The sequence below is a fragment of the Candidatus Alistipes pullistercoris genome, assembly GCF_027665465.1.
Taxonomy (GTDB): domain Bacteria; phylum Bacteroidota; class Bacteroidia; order Bacteroidales; family Rikenellaceae; genus Alistipes_A; species Alistipes_A hominis.
In genome coordinates, this window is sequence record NZ_JAQDED010000002.1 from 390,562 (window position 1) to 410,829 (window position 20,268).

Genomic DNA, 20,268 nt, shown 5'->3' on the forward strand with positions numbered 1-20,268 from the left:
CTGACGAAGAGATTGATCCGATAATCATTTAATAACCTATGTTAAGATTGCTATTCCGACGGATATTGCCGGGAATCTTGTTCGTTGCAGTCTTCGCCGCCGGGGCGCGTGCCGAAGACCCTGCCGTAACGCCCTCGACGGCTTTGGAATCCTATTTGCACAACGGCGACCTGACCTACGGTTGGGAAGTCCGGGAAACGGTGCGCGACGGCAATGCGACCGTCTACCACCTGCTGTTGACTTCGCAGAAATGGCAGGACATCACCTGGACGCACCAGCTTTCGGTCATCGTACCGGATCGGATCACGCATCCCGGCGCGCTGCTGATGATTACCGGCGGCTCGGTCAAGGACGGACAACCGAACTGGAACGGAGGCATACAGGAAGGCCTGCTCGCGCCGATGGGAAAAATAGCGCAGGACAACCGCGCCGTCACAGCCGTCCTGAGGCAGGTTCCGAACCAACCGCTGTACGACAGCCTGAAGGAGGACGCGCTGATCTCTTATACGTTGCACCGTTTCCAGCAGGACGGCGACTACACCTGGCCGCTGCTGTTCCCGATGACCAAAAGCGCCGTGCGGGCAATGGACGCCGTGACGGAATTCTGCGCAGAGCGGTTGCAGCGCAAAGTGGAAGGATTTGTCGTGGCCGGAGCGTCGAAACGGGGCTGGACGACCTGGCTCGCCGCAGCGCAGGATAGCCGCGTGGCGGCAGCCGCGCCGATGGTGATCGACATCCTGAACATGCCCAAAAGCATCCGTTACCAACTGGAAGCGTACGGCGCTTACAGCGAACAAATCAAGGATTACAGCGACTTGGGCATCCTGCAATCGATCTCTTCGGAAAAGGGGCGCGCCATCGTCGAGATGATCGACCCGTACAGCTACCGCCGCAAATTGTCGCAGCCCAAACTGCTGCTGATGGGAACCAACGACGAATTTTGGGTGGCCGACAACGTCAAGAACTACATCGACTCGATCCCGGGGATCAACCGGCTGCATTACATCCCGAACGCCGGGCATAACCTCGGCGGCGGAGCCGAAGCGATGCTGACGCTGGATGCTTTTTTCGCTTCGCTGTTGTCGGATAATCTTTTCCCGACCTGCGCATGGCAGGCGAAAACCGGAGGCAAGAATCTGAAAATCGCGCTGGAGATGTCCCGCGAAAATCTTGTCGGCGCAGAGCTGTGGAGCGCCGTCTCGCCGACCCGCGATTTTCGCAAAGCGGAATGGAATTCCGCTCCGCTGCCGGAACCGGAAAGCGAAAAATACACGGTCGACGTACCGTTGCCCGAAACCGGTTTCAAAGCTTGTTACGTAGATCTGATCTACCGTACCGACGACGGCCGGCAATACAAAATCTCCACGCGCATTTTCATGACCGATCCAGGCAAATTGTTGTAATTTATCCGAATAACGTTCGATCGGCCCGTATTTCCTCCCGGTGCCCCCTTGCCGCGCATTCAACGGATAACGCGGCCGGACGAAACGGCGGACGAAGGGAAGATCTCTTTTCAAGACGGTTATTTCGGAAGCGGACCCGTGGATAAAAACGCGGGATATCCGTTCTTTTAAAAGCTAAAGCAAATTTCCGACGAGCAACAAACGAGCACAAAAAAAAGGAGCATGTCCTTGCACACTCCTTATCGGATCATACGTACCGTCGGAAACTTTCCGTCGCCGGCCGGCACTGCATTTCGGTTTCGGTTAGATTATTAGGCGCGTCAGCCAACGGCCTTCAATTGCCGGAATTTGTCGCTTTCGAGGCGGCTTTTCGCATACGGAACCGTCACGCGCAGCGACTTGCGTCCCTCCTGGCCCGGCAGGTCGAACATGCCGTCCATCATGATCGCTTCGCAGATCGACCGCAGGCCGCGCGCGCCGAGCTTGTACTCGATCGCCTTATCGACAATGTAATCGAGAGCGTCCTCGTCGAACGTCAGTTTGATGCCGTCCATTTCAAACAGCTTGACGTACTGGCGCGTAATCGCGTTTTTCGGCTCGGTCAGAATCGAGCGCAGCGCAACCCGGTCGAGCGGTTCGAGGTAGGTCAGCACCGGAATACGCCCGATCAGTTCGGGGATCAGTCCGAACGATTTGAGATCCTGCGGCATGACGTACCGCATCAGGTTGTCCTTATCGATCCGTTCCCTGTGAAGCTGTCCGTAACCGAGCGCCTGCGTATTGAGCCGCTGAGCGATTTTCTTCTCGATGCCGTCGAACGCTCCACCGCAGATGAACAGAATGTTCGACGTATTGACCTGTATGAATTTCTGGTCGGGATGCTTGCGTCCCCCCTGAGGCGGTACGTTCACGACCGTACCCTCGAGGATCTTCAGCAACGCCTGCTGCACGCCTTCGCCCGACACGTCCCGCGTGATGGACGGGTTATCCCCTTTGCGCGCGATCTTGTCGATCTCGTCGATGAAAACGATCCCGCGTTCGGCCAGCGCCACGTCGTAGTCGGCCACCTGCAACAACCGCGTCAGGATGCTCTCCACGTCTTCGCCGACATATCCCGCCTCGGTCAGCACCGTCGCATCGACGATCGTAAACGGCACTTTGAGCAATTTGGCGATCGTCCGGGCCAACAACGTCTTCCCGGTACCGGTCTGCCCGACCATCATAATATTCGACTTGTCGATCTCGATCTGCATGTCGTTGCTCTCCTCGTGCAGCAACCGCTTGTAATGATTATAGACCGCCACCGATATATGCCGCTTGGCGCTCTCCTGCCCGATCACATACTGATCGAGAAACTGTTTGATCTGAATCGGTTTCAGAAGCTCCTCCATGCGGATGGAAGGCGCCTTGCGCACCGTCTTTTTGGGGTTCTCGGCCAGCAGCGCATGCCCGCGCTCGATGCACTGGTCGCAGATGCGGGCTCCGTTGTCGCCGTCGAACAGCATAGCCACCTCGTAACGCGAAAGCCCGCAGAACGAACAATGATCCGCCGGCCGTTTCGTATCCTTTTTCTCCATTTTCTATTCAAAAATATCCGCGCGATGCGGAAATTCGTATATTCGTTAGATTGCAGTCGTTTTCCGTTCCGTCGCCCTATTTCTTCCGGGCCGACAGCACTTCGTCGATCAGACCGTATTTCTGCGCTTCGGGAGCGGTCATCCAGTAATCGCGGTCGGCATCCTTCTCGATCTTTTTGATGGTTACGCCCGAATGCAGAGCGAGTATTTCGTATAACTCCTGTTTGGTGCGAAGAATCTGACGCGCCGTGATCTCGATGTCCGAGGCCTGTCCTTCGACGCCGCCCAGCGGTTGGTGGATCATCACCCGCGAATGCGGCAGCGCCGAACGTTTTCCCTTGGCTCCGGCCGTCAGCAAGACGGCCCCCATGCTGGCAGCCAGCCCGGTGCAGATCGTAGCCACGTCCGAACTGATCAACTGCATCGTATCGTAGATTCCCAAACCGGCCGTCACCGATCCTCCGGGCGAGTTGATATAAATCTGAATGTCTTTGTCCGGCTCGGTCGATTCGAGAAACAACAACTGCGCCTGGATGATATTGGCCACGTCGTCATAAACGGGGCAACCCAGAAAAATGATCCGATCCATCATCAACCTCGAAAAGACATCCATCGCGGCCACGTTCATCTGCCGCTCCTCGATGATCGTCGGGGAGATGGAGCCTTGCGCCGCCGCTTTGAACTGATGCAGTTTAAGACTGCTGATCCCGGCATGACCGGTCGCATATTTTTCAAACTCGCTCTTACTCATAATTATTTCATTTTACCGTTACTGTCTTTTATCGAAAGCCTATCCGGTATTTCTCTGCAAACCCCGAACCAAAAAGCGATCCGACCCGAATTTTCCGGACTTCCGCTCAGCGTGCCAGCGCGACGACCGAAACGATCGCCCGGTGATCGGACAGGCCGGAAGGCATGATCCGCGTCGATTCGAGCGTCCACCGACCGGCCGGATAACCGAACAGGTAATCGATCTTGACGTCGGGAGCGTCGGCCGGAAAGGTCGGCTGCATCCCGCACAACAGATCGCAACCGGACGTCATCGCAGCGATCTCGGCGGCATCGGGCTCCGCATTGAAATCTCCGCCGAGCAACACCGGATAGCGCGACCGTTTCAGTTCGTTCAGAATGCACTCCGTCTGCATCCGTCGGCTCTCCTCGCTCAGTCCCAGGTGGGTCGATGCAAACACGACCGTATCCTGTCCGACTTCGACCGTAACGAGCAGCAACGCCCGGGATTCTTCCTGCGCGGAAGCCTGCGGCAACATCAGCTTCCGCACCCCGAGGTACGGCCTGGCCGTCAGCAGCCCGATCCCGTACCAGCCTCCGGCAAAAGCGATCGTCTTGCCGTACAATGGAAACATCCCGGTACGGAAGCCCAGCTCCGTAGCGAAATCCTTGCCGTGCTGATGCGGGATTCCCTCCCGGCGAGTATGGCAGTCCACTTCCTGAAGCGCCACCATATCCGGTTTTTCGGACGCGATTCGCGCCGCAAGCTCTTCCAGCGACGCCAGCTCCCCGAAACGCAGGTTGTAGGTGATCGCTTTCAGCCGCAAAGTATCCTGCGCGCGGGCTATCGGCGCGTAGCACAGCAGAGTCAGCAAAAGGCAAACGAAAAACGCCCCGGATTTTTTCATCGTCGTCCCGTTTTGGTCACAAATATTTACAAAGATACAACATTACTCTACAATTCCGCATACGTCTGCCGGTACGGATCGAAAAACGAAGGCGCAGGTCGTACTACCTGCGCCTTCGTTTTTTACGTCATTGCCGAAACTACTGCGCGTCCTGAGCCAGTTTGCCGAAATCTTCGGCCGAAATGGCTTTTTCGGAAACCGTGATCTGCGGAATCACCGCGTCGATTACTTTATTTTCGAACAGTTTTTCGTAGACTTTCCGATTTTCCTCCTTGTTGCCGAGAATATTTTTCGCATAATTCGCCAACGTCTCGCCGTCTACATTCGGAATCCCGTAGTAAGCGAACTGGGCGGCGGCCATTTTCTTGGCTTCCTCGGTAGCCTCTTCCGGGGTCACTTCGAGTTTCAGCGCATCGATATAATGTTTCTGAATCAGATTCCAGCGCATCATATCGAGGAAACGGTCGAAGTCTTTGTCGATCTCCTCCATCGAGAACTTGCCCTCGTTGATCGTATAGAGCCAGTTTTTCAGGAACGCTTCCGGCATTACGAGTCCGGCTTTTTTCAACAGGAATTTGCGCACGTCGAGGTGCAACAGGAAATCGGTTTCGCGCGACAAGTCGCGGGCGATCTGTTCCTCGATGTATTTTTCGAACGCTTCCGGCGTAGCGACGCCGCCGTCCGGGAAAGCGGTTTTGAAAAACTCCTCGTTCATTTCGGGAGCGACGAAACGGCGGATCTTATTGATCGTCAACTTATAATTCTGGTCCATCCCTTCCAGGTCGGCTTCCTTCACGCCGAGCGCGGCAGCACGCTGCGACGGCGTCTTGAACAACTTGGTCACATCGACGTCCAGCGAATCGCCGACCTTCTTGCCGATAAACGGCGCGCGGTCTTCGTCGCTCATGCCGATCAGACCTACGTAAGCCTCCTCGACTTTCGTATCGCCCTGTTCGAGCGTTACGTCGAGCGCGTCTTCCTTCTCGACCGTATCGACGTCGGTCAGTTTCCCGAAACGGTTCAAGAAGTTGGTGCGATAACCGTCGCGCATCTTATCTTCGATCCGGATCGAATACCGGGTTACTTTATCTTTTTTACTCAGGTCGATACCGATCTCCGGAGCCAGACCCACTTCGAACACGAACTCGTATTCGGTGCTGTCGTCGAAATCCAGCGGTTGCTGTTTGTCGCTCGGAATCATATCGCCGACGAGCGTGAGCTTCTCTTTTTCGATGTAATCGAAGCAGGCTTTCGAAGCGGCGCGGTACGACTCCTCGGCAACGACTCCTTTGCGGTACATTTTATTGATAATCCCCATCGGAACCATCCCCGGGCGGAAACCCGGAACGTTCGCTTTGCGTTTGTAGGTGCGCAGCGCCTTATCTACAGCTTCACTGTAATCGGCCTCACCCACGGTCACCTTCAGCAGCGTGGTGAGATTTTCAAGATTTTCTCTGACAATATTCATTTATCCGTAATATTTTGATCGTTAACGCGAACAAGATGGCCGCCCTGCGACAATGTCCGGCGGCCTTCCGACATCGTGCGGATAAAGGGACTCGAACCCCCACGCCGTGAGGCACCAGATCCTAAGTCTGGCGCGGCTACCAATTACGCCATATCCGCAGAAGCGCCACAAAGATAGCACATTTTTCATCAGGCTGCAAATTTTCGACCTAATTTTGCATGAATGACGCAAATACGTTTTTTCCCGGCCAAACGGCAAAAACGAACCGCCCCGTTTTCCCGACATTTTGATTTCCGGCAAAATATCGTTAGTTTTGTGCAAACGGTTGCATTAGTCCGACAACATCGCAAACCTAACCCTACCGAGTCATGAAACGGATCTACCTCCTGCTGAATGCGGCGACGCTGCTCGCCTGCCTGTTTTGCTTCCCTTTGTCCGGCAAACGCAAAACTCCGCAACCGGCCGAACCCGCGGCCCGCGAATACTGGATCGCCACGCTCGACCGGACGGCTTTGCCGGTACTGACCGCGTTGAGCGAACAGCGCCTGAAAGCGGCGATGCCGCTCGAAACGAAGATCGACCGAGCGCAACACGTGGGCTACCTCGAAGCGTTCGGCCGCACGCTGACCGGGATCGCCCCGTGGCTCGAACTCGGCCCGGACAGCACCGTCGAAGGCCGGAAACGGGCGCACTACATCGAACTGGTACTGAAATGCCTCGACAACGCGACCAACCCGGAGTCGGCCGATTGCATGAACTTCACGGAATACCAGCAACCGCTGGTCGATGCGGCCTTCCTCGCGCACGGGCTGGTGCGGGCGCCCAAACAAATCTGGGGGCGTCTGGACGAACGAGTCAAACGGCAGGTCGTCGATGCCCTGAAATCCACCCGCACGATCCGCACTCCGACCAACAACTGGCTGCTTTTCAGCGGCATCATCGAAGCGTTCCTGCTCGACAACGACTACGGCGGCGACCTGATGCGAATAGACTTCGCGGTCAACAAACACCTCGAACGCTACAAAGGCGACGGCACGTACAGCGACGGCGACCTGTTCCAATGGGACTATTACAACAGCTTCGTGATCCAGCCGATGCTGCTGGACGTGGTGCGTATCCTGCATAAACGGAAACTCGTTTCCGACAAAACCTTTCAGGACGTGCAGCGGCGGATACAACGCTATGCCGCCGTACAGGAACGGCTAATCTCGCCGGAAGGAGCGTTCCCGCCGATCGGCCGGTCGCTGGCCTACCGGATCGGGGCGTTCCAAGCGCTCGGACAGGTCGCGCTCGGACATTTGCTGCCCGCCGAAGTCGCCCCCGCACAGGTGCGTTGCGCGCTGACGGCAGTGATGAAACGCATGATGGAAGCCCCGGGCACTTTCGACGAAAAAGGATGGCTGAAAATCGGTTTCTGCGGAGCGCAGCCGGGTATCGGAGAGGGCTACATCAATACCGGTAGTCTGTATCTGTGCTGCGCCGGTTTCTTGCCGCTGGGACTGCCGGCCGACGATCCGTTCTGGAACGCCCCCGACGCCGACTGGACTTCGTTGAAGCTGTGGAAAGGCATCGACCTGCCGGCCGACCACGCCGTCAACTGACCGGATTATTTTTCCAGGAAAAAACCGACCGAAACGTATTCGATACGCAGTTCGGGAAAGCGGGACAGGCGCACCATGTCGAAAACGACTTTGACCGAATCCGTTTCGTATTGCAGAAGCGCGCTCTTCATCGAATCCAACGCCGCGACGGGAACCGTATCCCGCACGGCATAACCGCTCCCGGACAGCTTTTCTCGCAGCATATCTTCCAGTCCCCGCCGGAACAGAAGGCTGCCGTCATTGTCTTTGATCGACAGCGTATCCCGGCTCAGATCGGCATACAGGCGCTGCCCGTTCTCGTAATTCTGCACGGCCCGCAACGTGCGGTATCCGGATATATCGACCGGAGCCCCGTCCGATTCGAGCAGCACGGAGTTCCGCTGCGGATCCTCCTGCGGAGTCAGTTCGGTGGCCCACGGCACGCTTACATACCATTCCAACACCTGAGGAATCACCTCGTTCTGCAAAGCGAACGAGTCGTCCACCCCGTAACGTTCCGCCATAAATCCGGCGGGACAGTTCCGGACGAGGTATTCGAACGATTCGTAAAGACGACGGTAATCCTCGCGGTAAACCGAGTCGGCATCGGGACGTTTCTGCAAAATCAACCGGCCCGAAGCATCGGCCAATCCGAGACGGACGACGATCCGTTCGGCGCGCTGCATCTGCGAACGAATGCCGATAGCCGCCGCCGTAACGCCCGGTATATACGTGAAAACGGCCAGTAAAACGCCCGACAGCGCCGCGACATACAGGTAACGTCCGCTCCGACGGCTGAAAAACAGCAGGATCGTCACCGTCATGATCGCCCCGCAAACCGCCAGGTAAACCCTGTCCTGCGTAAACCCGTACTGCTGCACGCGATAACCCACTCCCGTCCAGAACATCGCGAGCGCCGGCAGCGCGATCAGGCTGAACCGGCCGTAATACCAGTCGTACATCCGCCGGAGCAGCATCGGCTGGCAGGCTCTCAACACCGTCGCGACGATCGCATAACCGAACACGAGGTAAGCGATTCCGCCCTTGGGCAGTTCCCACCGCAGCACGATCATTGCGAAATAGAGGTACAGGATCGCCGTGTAGATCAGCACGGTGGGGCTCAACACGTAATTGAGCAGCACATCGAAAAACGGATTCGGCCGAACGCCTTGCTCCCGGTCGCTCGTCCGGTTGAATGCCAGGAAACAAACCGGCGCCAGCAGCACGAACGCCGACATCGCGGCATAGGTCGTGAAACCGGACGATATCCCGGTGAAAATATTGAATATGTATACGATCGAATGGAAAATGGCCATCAGCGCCAGGAAAGCCGTCAACGCCAGCAGTAAGGCCGACAGCAGGTCGTACACGTAGCGTAGCGCGCGCTCGACGAACCGTTCGTTATCGCTCTGCCAATCGCTGGCCAGCACCGTCAACGCGCAGACGACCAGCGTCACGGGATAAGCCACCGTCCTCGTCCAGTCGCCGACGTCGGCCGCCAGCAACGGGAGCGCCAGCAACGGCGACAGATAATAGACGATCCGCCATGCGCCGCGGCGACACCACCGGTTCGTCACGAACGAAAACGTGAAAAACAGCGGCAGCAGCAACGCATAACCATCGTTTTCGATCACTTCCTCCCGGATCAACGCGCAGATCAAAAAGGCATAAACGGCTACGGCCGTTTCGGCCGGCGCATACCGGAACGTCTCGGCCAATCGGCTGACGAACCGGCGAATACGATCTTTTAACGATACTTTCAATGGTTATTGTTTTACGTCCAGACGGACACGTTATCCTCAATTACCGGTCGAACTCCAGCGCCCGGCCCCGGGCGTCGCGATCCACCGCCCCGTTCCGAAAAACGATTTTCCCGTTGACCAGCGTATGGGTCACCCGATTCGAAAACGTAACGCCCTCGAACGGCGACCAGCCGCATTTGGATAGGATATTCTGCGGCGACACCGTCCACGGATCGTCGGGCCTGACCAACACGATATCGGCGAAATACCCTTCGCGCAGGTAACCGCGCTCCCGGATCCGGAACCGGACAGCCGGCGCATGACACATTTTTTCGACCGCCGTTTCGACCGGGAACACCCCGTTGCGACTCATTTCGAGCATCGCTACCAGCGAATGCTGCACCAGCGGGCCGCCGGACGGAGCTTTCAGGTAAGGCAGCTTCTTCTCATCGAGCGTGTGCGGGGCATGATCCGTCGCTACGACGTCTACGCGTCCGTCCGCGATTCCGCGGCGCAACGCATCGCGGTCGGCCTCGCTTTTGATAGCCGGATTCCACTTGATAAAATTCCCCATGCGGGCGTAGTCGGCGTCACTGAACCACAGGTGATGCACGCACACCTCGTTCGTAATCCGTTTACCGGAGAGCGGCCCCCGGTCGAAAAGATCGAGTTCGCGGGCCGTGCTCAGGTGCAGCACGTGCAGGTCCGCCCCGTAGCGCGTCGCCAATTCGATGGCCTTCGCCGACGACCGGTAACAAGCCTCGGCCGACCGGATCAGCGGATGCATCGCCACCGTTATCTCATCGCCGTACCCAGCCCGGAAACGCTCCATATTAGCGCGCACGGTCGCCTCGTCCTCGCAGTGCGTCGCCACCGGCACCGGGGACTGGGCGAATATCGACGCCAGCGCGCGATCGTCGTCGACCAGCATGTTCCCGGTCGAAGAACCCATAAACACTTTGACGCCGCACACCCGTTTCGGATCGATTCGTTCGATCTCGGCGGCATTTTCGTTCGTCGCCCCGAAATAAAACGAATAGTTCGTTACGGACGTTTCGGCGGCCCGTTCGAATTTCTCGTCGAGCAGGCCGAGCGTTACGGTCGGAGGCTTGACGTTCGGCATATCCATAAAAGAAGTGACTCCACCGGCGGCGGCGGCGGCCGACTCGCTGTGGATATCGGCCTTGTAGGTAAGCCCCGGTTCGCGGAAATGCACCTGATCGTCGATCGCGCCGGGCAACACCCACTGTCCCCGGGCGTCGATCGTTTCGCCTTCGAAACGGTCGTGCGGATATGCGCCCCGGCCGATCTCGGCGATCCGTTCGCCGCGGACGACTACGTATCCTTCGAAACGCACCCCGTCACCGAAGACCGTCCCTCCGCGAATCAGCAGCCCCCGGCTCATACGGCTTTCGGTTTGATCGAACGGAAACGCAGTTTCAGCACCCCGAAAAAAGCTTCGCGGAAAATCCCGCCGCTCATTTTCGACGCGCCGAGCGTCCGTTCGGTGAAAATGATAGGCACCTCCTTGACACGGAAACCCAACTTCCACGCGGTATATTTCATTTCGACCTGAAAACCGTAACCTTTCATCCGCACGGCATCCATATCCATCGTCCGCAGCAACTTCGCGCTGTAACATACGAAACCGGCCGTCGCATCGCGCACCGGCATCCCGGTCACGAAACGCACATACGCCGACGCGTAATAGGACATCAGCACCCGTTTCATCGGCCAGTTCACCACGTTCACGCCGGTCACGTAACGCGACCCGATCACCAGGTCGGCCCCTGCGACCGCCGCCTGCGACAACCGCACCAGATCGTCCGGATTATGCGAAAAATCGCAGTCCATTTCGAAAACGTAGTCGTACCCGTTCTCAAGTGCCCAGCGGAATCCCGCAAGGTAAGCGGTGCCGAGTCCCAGCTTGCCGGAACGCTCGATCAGGTGCAGCGAGCCGGGATAGACCCGCTGCTGCTCCCGGACTACTTTCGCCGTACCGTCCGGAGAGCCGTCGTCGATAATCAACAGGTCGAACTTTTCAGGCAGGGAAAAGACTTTGTCTATCATCGGCCGGATGTTGTCAAGCTCGTTGTAGGTCGGAATAATCACCAGGTTTCTCATACATTCAGTTGCTATGCGCCGCGATGTTGCACACGACACGCTAATTTTAAAACAAAAGTAGTAATTTTGGCGAAATATGTAACTTTATCCTTAAAAATTATGCCCATCGAACTGTCGCTGGAACTCACGCCGAAACAGGCATCCGACCAGGCCCGTTACCTGCCGCTGATCGCCGACCGGATAGCCGTTCCGCAATCCCGGATCGCACTGGTACGCATCGTTCGCCGTTCGATCGACGCGCGCAGCCGCCAGATCCGCGTCAACCTCGGCGTACAGATCTATGTCGACGGAGAACAGGCTCCGCCGCCGGTGCGCTTCGATTATCCGCAGGTCGGGGGTCGCACGCCGGTCGTCGTCGTCGGATCGGGGCCGGCCGGACTGTTCGCCGCGCTGCGGCTGATCGAACGCGGCTTGCGCCCGATCGTACTCGAACGCGGACGAGACGTCTCGGCGCGCAAAAGGGACATCGCCCGGATCAACCGCAACGGCCCGGTAGATCCGGAATCGAACTACGCTTTCGGCGAAGGCGGAGCGGGCACCTATTCCGACGGCAAGCTCTTCACGCGCTCGAAAAAACGCGGCGACTACCGCAAGGCGCTCGAAGTTTTCCGCTTCCACGGCGCCGACGAGTCGATCCTGTACGACACGCACCCGCACATCGGCACCGACCGGCTGCCGCGCATCATCGCCGCGATGCGACAGACGATCGTCGACGCCGGCGGACAGGTGCTGTTCGGGGCGAAAATAACCGACGTCCGAATCCGGAACGGAAAAATCGCCGGGGTCTGCCTCGGCGACACGACGGTCGAAGGGGCCGCCGTAATTCTCGCGACCGGACACTCGGCGCGCGACATCTACGAAATCCTGCACCGCCGGGGAGTACGGATCGAAGCCAAACCGTTCGCGATGGGCGTCCGGGCCGAACATCCGCAACAACTGATCGACCGCGCGCAATACCACCTGCCCGAACGCGGCGAATACCTGCCCGCCGCCTCGTACTCGTTGGTCAGCCAGGTCGGCGGACGGGGCGTCTACTCGTTCTGCATGTGTCCGGGAGGTTTTATCGTGCCGGCCATGACGCGCGCCGGAGAGTCGGTCGTCAACGGCATGTCGCCGTCGGGCCGCAACTCGGTATTCGCCAATTCGGGCATCGTCACCGAAATCCGCCTTTCCGACTTCGAACACCTGCGGGCCGAACACGGGGAACTGGCCGGGCTGCGTTTCCAGCAGCAATTCGAAGAGCTGGCCTACCGGCAGATCGGCGACCGGCAGATCGCCCCGGCGCAACGGCTGGCCGACTTCGTAGCCGGAAAAGCGTCCGGATCGCTGCCGCGCTGCTCCTACGTGCCGGGCATCGCCGCGACGCGAATGGAACAGTGGATGCCCGGCACGATTTCCGACGCGCTGCGGGGCGGCCTGGCCTCGTTCGACAAGAAACTGCGCGGATTCGTAACGAACGAGGCGCTCGTCGTCGGCGTCGAATCGCGCACTTCTTCGCCGGTACGCATCCCGCGCGATCCGGCGACGCTGATGCACCCGCAGACCGCGGGGCTTTTCCCGGCCGGCGAGGGCGCCGGATACGCCGGGGGAATCATCTCGGCCGCCATCGACGGCGAACGGTGCGCCGACCGCGCCGCCGACTACCTTGCAGGAAAGCCGTAAAGTCCTTTTTATGACCGGAATGGACGGAATGCCGCCGACAGGATGCAAAAAAGCCGTACCTTTGCGGCATGAACCGTAAAATCCTCGCGCTGGCCATTCCGAACATCATCTCCAACATCACGATCCCGCTGTTGGGCATGGTCGACATGGCCATCGTCGGTCACCTCGGCGACGACGCGCTGATCGGCGGAATCGCCATCGGGACGGCCGTTTTCAACTTCATATACTGGAACCTGGCTTTCCTGAGAATGGGAACCAGCGGCCTGGCGGCACAAGCCTACGGCGCGCACGATTTCCGCGAAATCGCCGCCATTCTGGTACGGGCTCTTTCGGTCGCGCTGGCGGCAGCGATGGCGCTGCTGATCCTGCAGCGTCCAGCCGGCCGGCTGACGCTGATGATGATGGACGGCACGCCGCACACGATGCGCTATGCGGCCGAATATTTTTTCGCACGCATCTGGGCGGCCCCGGCCACCATCTCGCTGTTCGCTTTCCAGGGATGGTACATCGGTATGCAGAACTCGCGCTTCCCAATGTACATCGCCATCGTCATCAACCTGATCAACATCGTCTTCTGCCTGTGGTTCACGCTGGGACTCGGCTGGGGCATCGCCGGCGTAGCCTGGGGAACGGTCGTCGCGCAATATTGCGGTCTGCTGATCTCCGCCGGGCTGTGGCTCCGGTATTACCGGCGCTTTCTACGCTACATCGACCTGAAAGAGAGCCTGAAGATCAAACCGATGCTCGGATTTTTCCGAATCAACCGCGACATTTTCCTGCGGACGGCCTGCATCGTCGCCGTATACACTTTTTTCACCTCCGCATCGTCCGGCATGGGAGACACGCTGCTGGCGGTCAACATGCTGCTAATGCAGCTTTTCACGTTGTTCTCGTACCTGATGGACGGCTTCGCCTATGCCGGGGAATCGCTGGCGGGACGCTACGTAGGCGCCCGGAATCCCGAGATGCTGCGCAAATGCATCCGCTACCTGCTCGCATGGAGCCTCGTTATGGCGATACTCTACGTCGGCGTCTACGCCTTCGGCTGGCGGACGATCCTGTCGTTGTTCACCGACAGCACGGCCATCCTGTCAGGAGCCGGAGCCTATGTCGAATGGCTGATCGTCATTCCGCTGATCGCTTTCGCGCCGTTCATGATCGACGGCATCCTGATCGGAGCGACCCGGACGGCGGTGATGCGCAACTCCGTCTTCGTCTCGACGGTCGTCTTCTTCGCCGCCTATTACGGACTGCGCGGCATAGCGGGCAATAACGCCCTCTGGTTCGCATTCACGGCATTTCTGGTGATGCGCGGGGTGCTGCAATATTATATGACGAACCGGCTGCGGATCATCTGACCCGCAACCGGCAATCGTTATCCGCCTTCCCGACGGAATTTATTTCCCGATCTTGCCGAAATAATCGTTCAGCAACTCGCGGGCCGCGACGAACGAACTTTTACGGTCGGCCAGCACCATCTTCTCGAATTCGCCGATCCGGGCCGCGACCTCTTCGTTCCGGTAAAAATGCTCGCGCAACGCTTCGTCGATCGTTTCGTACATCCAGTATTTAGCCTGCCGGTGACGGTTGCGCTGGAAATAACCGTTCTTTCCGGTAAATTTCAAAAAATCTTCGACGCCGTTCCAGATTTCGGGCAGTCCGGTGTGCTCGACCGACGAACAGGTGTAAACCCGCGGCCGCCACTGCGAATCGGGCATCGGAAACAGGTTCAGCGCATTGGCGAAATGACTCCGGGCTACATCGGCACGCTGCTGATTGCCGCCGTCGGCCTTGTTGATCGCGATCATATCGGCCATCTCCATGATGCCGCGCTTGATCCCTTGCAGTTCGTCGCCGGCGCCGGCGATCTGCAACAACAAAAACATATCGACCATCGAATGCACGGCCGTCTCGGACTGCCCCACCCCGACCGTCTCGATGAAAATAACGTCGAACCCGGCGGCTTCGCACAGAATGATGGTTTCGCGCGTCTTGCGGGCCACCCCGCCGAGCGAACCGGCCGAAGGGGAAGGGCGTATGAAAACGCTCGGATTGTGCACAAGCGTCTCCATCCGGGTCTTATCGCCCAGGATGGAACCTTTGCTGCGCTCCGAACTCGGGTCGATCGCCAGCACCGAAAGCTTGTGCCCGAGATTGGCCACCATGTCGCCGATCGCTTCGATAAACGTCGACTTGCCGGCGCCCGGCACCCCGGTGATCCCGATCCGCACCGACCGGCCCGAATGGGGAAGGCAGCGCTCGATGATCTCCTGCGCCTGCGCGTAGTGTTCGGGCAACAGGCTCTCGACCAGCGTAATCGCCTGCGAAAGCACCGTAATATTACCCGCCAGGATTCCCTGCATGTATTCGTCGGTCGTCATCCGATGCCGTTTCGCCCGGCGGAAATAAGGGTTTACGACGGGAGGCTGTTCGACGCCCCGGTTCACCGCCAGCGCGCTGTCGTGCTCCCTGCCATGTATATCTTCGTAGTGTTCCATAGTCCAATCGCGGATTATTCGACGAAGATACCAATTTTATTTGATCTCTCCTACCGTACAACGGAAAAGTCTCCGGCATGAATTCCGGAAATGTCCCGCGCTTCCGGAGTACGGGCGAGACGTCGTTCGGATTCCGCCGCGGTAAATTGCCGCATCACGGGACTTCGCAGCGCGCCGCTTTTGCAAATCCGGAAAAATAAATTACTTTTGCCCTGATTTCTCCGTCCGGGGAAGGGTATTCGGGGTGTAGCGCAGCCCGGTTAGCGCACCTGCTTTGGGAGCAGGGGGTCCCAGGTTCGAATCCTGGTACCCCGACAAATGGAAAATGCGGGCGGCGGCAAAATAATTGCCGCCGCCCGGTTTATTTATTTTCAAACCGTTCGCTCTTTTCCGTCGGGCATTACCGGCTTTTGCTTTTGAATATTTTCCGAAATACGCGGTACGCCCTGATATAAAGCCCGTAATGACCGTACAGCATCCGCCGTCTGAACCAAGTTCCCCAACCGATTCGGCTGAATTTCAGGCGATCGAAATCATGCATCTTAGATACGATATCCCTGCAAACGGCGTCGAATTCGAACGCCTCGCCGAAAACGGAGATGTGATTGATCACATGGGCGCCTCGTTTCAACACTTCGGCTTCGAACCGATCCTGGTCTTCGGGGAAAACATTTTTTTCGCGCAGGAACAGCACCCTCTCACGGATCACCAAAAAGAACCGATATTCGGCCTGCGGATCAAATCCGCTGTGCAGGATGCTTCCGGTCCGGAGCAGGTAATAATATAGAGGCACATTCTGTTGCACGATCCGGTTCGCTCTGTAAAACAGTTTGTACATGATCGCCATATCCTCAAAGACCGTATGATCTTCCGGGAAAAGCACCCCGTCGAACAACTCCCGTTTGAACAGTTTATCCCAGAAATAACTTCTTATCAGGGAGTCTTCGTATAACAATCTCAGCGCCTCCCTGCGGTCATAAACGACGGTATCGCCGCCGTCCCCGGAAGCCCCGCACCGCATCCCTTGCTCCCCGACCTCGTAATACGAACAAATGGAAATATCCGCCCCGTAATCCGTCGCCCCCCGGTACAATGTCCGGCAAAAATCGCGATCCACCCAGTCGTCGCTGTCCACGAAACCCAAATACCTGCCGCGCGCAAGCCGAATACCCGCATTGCGGGCTCCGCTGACCCCGGCATTCCGTTGGTGGACGACCCGGATCCGGCTATCCCGCTCCGCATAAGAATCGCAGACGGCCCCCGACGCGTCCGTCGAACCGTCGTCGACGAGAATGATCTCGATTTCACCGAAAGTCTGCGCCAAAAGGGAGTCTATGCACTTCGGCAAATAAGCCTGCACGTTATAGACAGGAACTACGACGGTTATCTCCGGTACGCTCATTCCTTTGGATGTTAACGGCATTTTCGGCCGGTCAGTTTCCGGCAACTTCGAATCAGATTCGCATATCCGTCGAAATGATCATAAATCATCTTCCGCCTGAGACAAACGCCGATACCGATTCGTCCGATCCCCAGATGGTCATAACCGTGCATCCTTGCAATCACATCGCCGTATAGGCTTTCGAATGCGGTATAATTTTCACGGGATACGATTCGCCCGATCAGGCGGATCGCCCTTTTCAGCACCTTGGCCTCCAGTTTTCCGCGCTCTTCGGGCAGCAGGTTTTTCTCTTTCTCGAAAAGCGCCTGTTCGCAGACCGCCAGAAAAAACTGATACTCTTTCAACGGATGGGACATCTCGTTCGTACAGCTATCGCCCCGCATCCGGTAATAATACAACGGAACATTCATCTGCACGACCGCCCCGGTCCGGTAAAACAGCTTATGCATAATGGCCATATCTTCACACATGATACGGTCTTCGGGGAACCCGATCCCGTCGAACAACTCGCGTCGGAACAACTTGTTCCAACTGAAACTCCTGATCCGGACATCTTCATACAGCATCCGGATAGCCTCTTTCCGGTCGTAAATCGTTATTTTTCCGTCCGCCGCCTCGGGTTTGGTTTTCCGCGACCGCGCCACGTAATAAGAGCAGATCGAAATATCCGCCCGGTAATCGATCAACGTTTCATACAGCCGCTTGCAATAATCCCGGTCGACCCAATCGTCGCCGTCGACGAATCCCAGATATTTACCGCGGGCGAGACGGATCCCGACGTTGCGCGCCTTGCTTACGCCGGCATTCTGCTGATGAACGACCCGGATGCGGCCGTCCCGGGCCGCATAGCGATCGCAGATTTCGGCAGAGGCATCGGTCGAACCGTCATCGACCAGGATGATCTCGATCGCCGCAAAACTCTGCCCCAACAGAGAATCCAGGCACTCGGGCAAATATTCCTGCACGTTGTATACGGGAACCACGAGGCTGATCCCGGGCACATCCTTTGTTCTTTCCATCCAATGCAAAACAGTCAAAAGTAATCGATAAATTCCCTCCTATTCGTTCGTACGCAAACCGTTTCATTCCGGCGTCTTTACTCGGACAAAAATCATTGTCAAGGCCGAATATTCCTCAAACCTATCCCGTTTGACCCTTTTCGTATAACAAAGAAACGATTATTAAACGAATTTGCAAATCAACCCGAAGCAATTCGCACGGAATAGATAAAAAAACTCACGGATATCCGACTCGAAACGCCGGCCCTGCTTTAAGGATGCCTGCGACCGTCCGATCGTTGCTTACCGGCAGCCGGAAAACAAAAATATCCGGGATAATGACTTATCCCGGATATTTCGGTTAAACGATCGACGTTATCAGTCGACGTCCACGATAGCCACACGATTCAACGGAATTTCCGGGAATTCGTTGGTACCGCCCTTCGCTACGATCTCCAGCTAGGAAGCTTTCACGCCCAGACGGTCGACGAGCACTTTGTAAACGGCTTCGGCTCGCTGCTGGCTCAGGTACTGGTTGCGTTTTGCAGAACCGGTAGCGCTATTTGCACTGACCATCATTCATTCTGTTGAATAAATGCGTTTAATTTAAGTATAATCTTATAAACTTCTGTATTTCGTACTTTCATCGGCTTTCTTAAAATTTCATCGGACAATTGAAGGGCCTTTACTCTTCGGCCCGTTTTATCGTAAATCAACACCAACTGATAAAGGGGTGTAAAACGGTTAGGACACATCCTGGAGGCTAACCGGGCACACTGTTCCGCTTGGATATAATCGCCGACATTATAATAATTATCTGCCTGCAACACCTGTACATCGCAATCATTCAATTGTCGTTCGCAATCTCTCAATACCTGGTTGCTTTGTTGATATTGCCCGGATTTATTCAGAATAGCTCCGTAATTATAAAGAAATTCAGGATCATCAAACTGTTCAATTAAATACAAATCACGATATCGAGTTAACATTTGTTCGCTCACCCCCTGAATGAAGTACTGTTTTTTTAACCGACTCCATACTTTCTCCGATCGAACTTTTCTCATAGAATCCACACTAGCATAATAAACAGCAGGCAAAAAGATCGCCAGCAGTAACCAGACAGGAACAGTACCTTTCAATATATCTTGTCCCTGTGATCTTGTGATCAGAAACAAGTTCAACGAAACCATAATTAAAACAACCGCATAGGAAAGCGGATAAGAAAACAAACCCAAGATGCCGATTCCCAATAATGACAAGACAGCCATCTGTTTATCTTCGGTAATTATTATCAGGCTTTTTCTGAATGTAAAAAAGAGAAGTACGGAAAGCAACAAAATCCCCGTCACGCCGAATTGAATCAAAAAACCAAGATACTCATTAAAAGGAGCTCTGACATTATCAGCAAGATTCCCGAACCGGCTATTCGGATTCTTTTCAAAATAAGCAGCCTGATAAAGCATATAGTTTGGCTGAAAAGCATTCGCCCCATGCCCGAAAAACGGTTTATCGGTCACCATATCCCAGGATGACTTCCAAATCAATAACCTCCCATCGGCTGAATCTTTTTTATAAAAATACAGGCTTATTCCTCCACCTATAATACACGCGGAAATGAATACGGAAACAAGCCATTTGATTTTTTCGGAAAGCGACGCAAAAGATTTATAAGTATATCGCAACAAACAGATCGCACCGATCGCTCCTGCAGCGATTAGTCCGGCCCGTGACTTCGACAATACAAGTCCTGTCAGGAAAATTCCGATTGCACAGATTCCGAGAATCCGTAACAGAAATCCGCGGCGGACAACCTGATATACTGCAAAAGGAAGCAGCGCAATCAGCATCGATGCAAAACCGGCAGGATTATCAAAATGTCCGCAAGTCCCCAAAACATCTGATTTTTAACGGGAAATACCATACAAAGTTTCGCAAATCCCCAATAAAACAATGACAACAGATAACAAACGGATATCCCGCTCTCCGAAAAGAGTTTTCAGGATCACAAAAACTCCCAAGACTAAACCGATCCTGTAAAAAAGGTTTCGTTCCGGGAAAGGTGAAAAAAGTCCGAAAACAGCAATCAACCCCAGAAAACTTAGCAAAAAAACCTCACCGGCATTCAGGAAAAACTTTCGTCTTATTCGAAATAGCAAAACGATTGCAGCCACTACTAT

At 56.1% G+C, this 20,268-nt stretch carries 16 protein-coding genes and 2 tRNA genes; 5 read left to right on the forward strand and 13 right to left on the reverse strand.

Features of this window, described 5'->3' with window-relative positions; genetic code table 11:
- The first annotated feature begins 38 nt into the window (after window positions 1-38).
- Window positions 39-1,403, forward strand: coding sequence for a PhoPQ-activated pathogenicity-related family protein (locus tag PGR91_RS04965; protein ID WP_118656379.1), 1,365 nt, complete (start codon window positions 39-41; stop codon window positions 1,401-1,403).
- Window positions 1,404-1,723: 320 nt separating this feature from the next.
- Here PGR91_RS04965 and clpX read toward each other — a convergent pair whose 3' ends face one another.
- From clpX to PGR91_RS04990, 5 genes are all read right to left on the reverse strand, one after another.
- A complete protein-coding gene (gene clpX, locus PGR91_RS04970) occupies window positions 1,724-2,980 on the reverse strand; it encodes an ATP-dependent Clp protease ATP-binding subunit ClpX (protein ID WP_055201838.1) in 1,257 nt (418 codons plus the stop codon).
- Between the two features lie 76 nt (window positions 2,981-3,056).
- The gene (gene clpP, locus PGR91_RS04975; protein WP_055201840.1) at window positions 3,057-3,731 is read right to left on the reverse strand and encodes an ATP-dependent Clp endopeptidase proteolytic subunit ClpP; all 675 of its coding nucleotides are present in this window, start codon (window positions 3,729-3,731) and stop codon (window positions 3,057-3,059) included.
- Window positions 3,732-3,837: 106 nt separating this feature from the next.
- Window positions 3,838-4,617 (reverse strand): endonuclease/exonuclease/phosphatase family protein, encoded by a 780-nt coding sequence (locus PGR91_RS04980; protein WP_118656381.1) that lies wholly within the window; start codon window positions 4,615-4,617, stop codon window positions 3,838-3,840.
- A gap of 139 nt (window positions 4,618-4,756) precedes the next feature.
- Window positions 4,757-6,085, reverse strand: a complete 1,329-nt coding sequence (gene tig, locus PGR91_RS04985) for a trigger factor (protein ID WP_118656382.1) — start codon at window positions 6,083-6,085, stop codon at window positions 4,757-4,759.
- Between the two features lie 76 nt (window positions 6,086-6,161).
- Window positions 6,162-6,243 (reverse strand) — tRNA-Leu (locus PGR91_RS04990).
- A 210-nt stretch (window positions 6,244-6,453) separates the two neighbouring features.
- Between PGR91_RS04990 and PGR91_RS04995 the strand changes: the two genes are divergently transcribed.
- Window positions 6,454-7,686 (forward strand): DUF2264 domain-containing protein, encoded by a 1,233-nt coding sequence (locus PGR91_RS04995; protein ID WP_118656384.1) that lies wholly within the window; start codon window positions 6,454-6,456, stop codon window positions 7,684-7,686.
- A 5-nt stretch (window positions 7,687-7,691) separates the two neighbouring features.
- Here the strand turns inward: PGR91_RS04995 and PGR91_RS05000 are convergent, their stop codons facing one another.
- The 3 genes from PGR91_RS05000 to PGR91_RS05010 are packed head-to-tail and all read right to left on the reverse strand — an operon-like array spanning window position 7,692 to window position 11,531.
- Complete coding sequence (locus PGR91_RS05000; protein WP_147387389.1) at window positions 7,692-9,428, reverse strand: DUF4153 domain-containing protein; 1,737 nt, start codon at window positions 9,426-9,428, stop codon at window positions 7,692-7,694.
- Window positions 9,429-9,468: 40 nt separating this feature from the next.
- On the reverse strand, window positions 9,469-10,812 hold the full coding sequence (locus PGR91_RS05005; protein ID WP_118656388.1) for a dihydroorotase: 1,344 nt from the start codon (window positions 10,810-10,812) through the stop codon (window positions 9,469-9,471).
- Complete coding sequence (locus PGR91_RS05010) at window positions 10,809-11,531, reverse strand: polyprenol monophosphomannose synthase (protein WP_101571210.1); 723 nt, start codon at window positions 11,529-11,531, stop codon at window positions 10,809-10,811. Before PGR91_RS05010 ends, PGR91_RS05005 begins: the two co-directional genes overlap by 4 nt.
- A gap of 99 nt (window positions 11,532-11,630) precedes the next feature.
- On the opposite strand from PGR91_RS05010, the gene PGR91_RS05015 reads away from it, so the two are divergent.
- Window positions 11,631-13,193 carry an NAD(P)/FAD-dependent oxidoreductase gene (locus PGR91_RS05015; protein WP_118656390.1) on the forward strand — a complete coding sequence of 521 codons (1,563 nt, stop codon included), beginning with the start codon at window positions 11,631-11,633 and terminating at the stop codon, window positions 13,191-13,193.
- Between the two features lie 68 nt (window positions 13,194-13,261).
- Entirely contained in the window at window positions 13,262-14,551 is a 1,290-nt protein-coding gene (locus tag PGR91_RS05020; protein WP_118656392.1) for an MATE family efflux transporter, read from the forward strand.
- Between the two features lie 39 nt (window positions 14,552-14,590).
- Here the strand turns inward: PGR91_RS05020 and meaB are convergent, their stop codons facing one another.
- Window positions 14,591-15,691 (reverse strand): methylmalonyl Co-A mutase-associated GTPase MeaB, encoded by a 1,101-nt coding sequence (meaB, locus tag PGR91_RS05025; protein ID WP_118656394.1) that lies wholly within the window; start codon window positions 15,689-15,691, stop codon window positions 14,591-14,593.
- Between the two features lie 240 nt (window positions 15,692-15,931).
- On the opposite strand from meaB, the gene PGR91_RS05030 reads away from it, so the two are divergent.
- A tRNA-Pro gene (locus tag PGR91_RS05030) sits at window positions 15,932-16,006 on the forward strand.
- A gap of 85 nt (window positions 16,007-16,091) precedes the next feature.
- Here PGR91_RS05030 and PGR91_RS05035 read toward each other — a convergent pair.
- The 4 genes from PGR91_RS05035 to PGR91_RS05050 all read right to left on the reverse strand — a co-directional run bounded on the left by PGR91_RS05035 (window position 16,092) and on the right by PGR91_RS05050 (window position 19,983).
- A complete protein-coding gene (locus PGR91_RS05035; RefSeq protein ID WP_180951509.1) occupies window positions 16,092-17,093 on the reverse strand; it encodes a glycosyltransferase family 2 protein in 1,002 nt (333 codons plus the stop codon).
- An 11-nt stretch (window positions 17,094-17,104) separates the two neighbouring features.
- On the reverse strand, window positions 17,105-18,112 hold the full coding sequence (locus PGR91_RS05040) for a glycosyltransferase family 2 protein (protein ID WP_101571216.1): 1,008 nt from the start codon (window positions 18,110-18,112) through the stop codon (window positions 17,105-17,107).
- Window positions 18,113-18,550: 438 nt separating this feature from the next.
- Complete coding sequence (locus PGR91_RS05045) at window positions 18,551-18,670, reverse strand: OmpA family protein (RefSeq protein ID WP_101571218.1); 120 nt, start codon at window positions 18,668-18,670, stop codon at window positions 18,551-18,553.
- Window positions 18,667-19,983 (reverse strand): O-antigen ligase family protein, encoded by a 1,317-nt coding sequence (locus tag PGR91_RS05050; protein WP_147387390.1) that lies wholly within the window; start codon window positions 19,981-19,983, stop codon window positions 18,667-18,669. Before PGR91_RS05050 ends, PGR91_RS05045 begins: the two co-directional genes overlap by 4 nt.
- Window positions 19,984-20,268: the final 285 nt, after the last annotated feature.

What these genes read in the sequence shown, in the direction of transcription:
- PGR91_RS04965 (WP_118656379.1), top strand. Translation starts at nt 39, where the DNA reads ATGTTAAGATTGCTATTCCGACGGATATTGCCGGGAATCTTGTTCGTT.
- clpX (WP_055201838.1), bottom strand. Translation starts at nt 2,980, where the DNA reads ATGGAGAAAAAGGATACGAAACGGCCGGCGGATCATTGTTCGTTCTGC.
- clpP (WP_055201840.1), bottom strand. Translation starts at nt 3,731, where the DNA reads ATGAGTAAGAGCGAGTTTGAAAAATATGCGACCGGTCATGCCGGGATC.
- PGR91_RS04980 (WP_118656381.1), bottom strand. Translation starts at nt 4,617, where the DNA reads ATGAAAAAATCCGGGGCGTTTTTCGTTTGCCTTTTGCTGACTCTGCTG.
- tig (WP_118656382.1), bottom strand. Translation starts at nt 6,085, where the DNA reads ATGAATATTGTCAGAGAAAATCTTGAAAATCTCACCACGCTGCTGAAG.
- PGR91_RS04995 (WP_118656384.1), top strand. Translation starts at nt 6,454, where the DNA reads ATGAAACGGATCTACCTCCTGCTGAATGCGGCGACGCTGCTCGCCTGC.
- PGR91_RS05005 (WP_118656388.1), bottom strand. Translation starts at nt 10,812, where the DNA reads ATGAGCCGGGGGCTGCTGATTCGCGGAGGGACGGTCTTCGGTGACGGG.
- PGR91_RS05010 (WP_101571210.1), bottom strand. Translation starts at nt 11,531, where the DNA reads ATGAGAAACCTGGTGATTATTCCGACCTACAACGAGCTTGACAACATC.
- PGR91_RS05015 (WP_118656390.1), top strand. Translation starts at nt 11,631, where the DNA reads ATGCCCATCGAACTGTCGCTGGAACTCACGCCGAAACAGGCATCCGAC.
- PGR91_RS05020 (WP_118656392.1), top strand. Translation starts at nt 13,262, where the DNA reads ATGAACCGTAAAATCCTCGCGCTGGCCATTCCGAACATCATCTCCAAC.
- meaB (WP_118656394.1), bottom strand. Translation starts at nt 15,691, where the DNA reads ATGGAACACTACGAAGATATACATGGCAGGGAGCACGACAGCGCGCTG.
- PGR91_RS05035 (WP_180951509.1), bottom strand. Translation starts at nt 17,093, where the DNA reads ATGAGCGTACCGGAGATAACCGTCGTAGTTCCTGTCTATAACGTGCAG.
- PGR91_RS05040 (WP_101571216.1), bottom strand. Translation starts at nt 18,112, where the DNA reads ATGGAAAGAACAAAGGATGTGCCCGGGATCAGCCTCGTGGTTCCCGTA.
- PGR91_RS05045 (WP_101571218.1), bottom strand. Translation starts at nt 18,670, where the DNA reads ATGATGGTCAGTGCAAATAGCGCTACCGGTTCTGCAAAACGCAACCAG.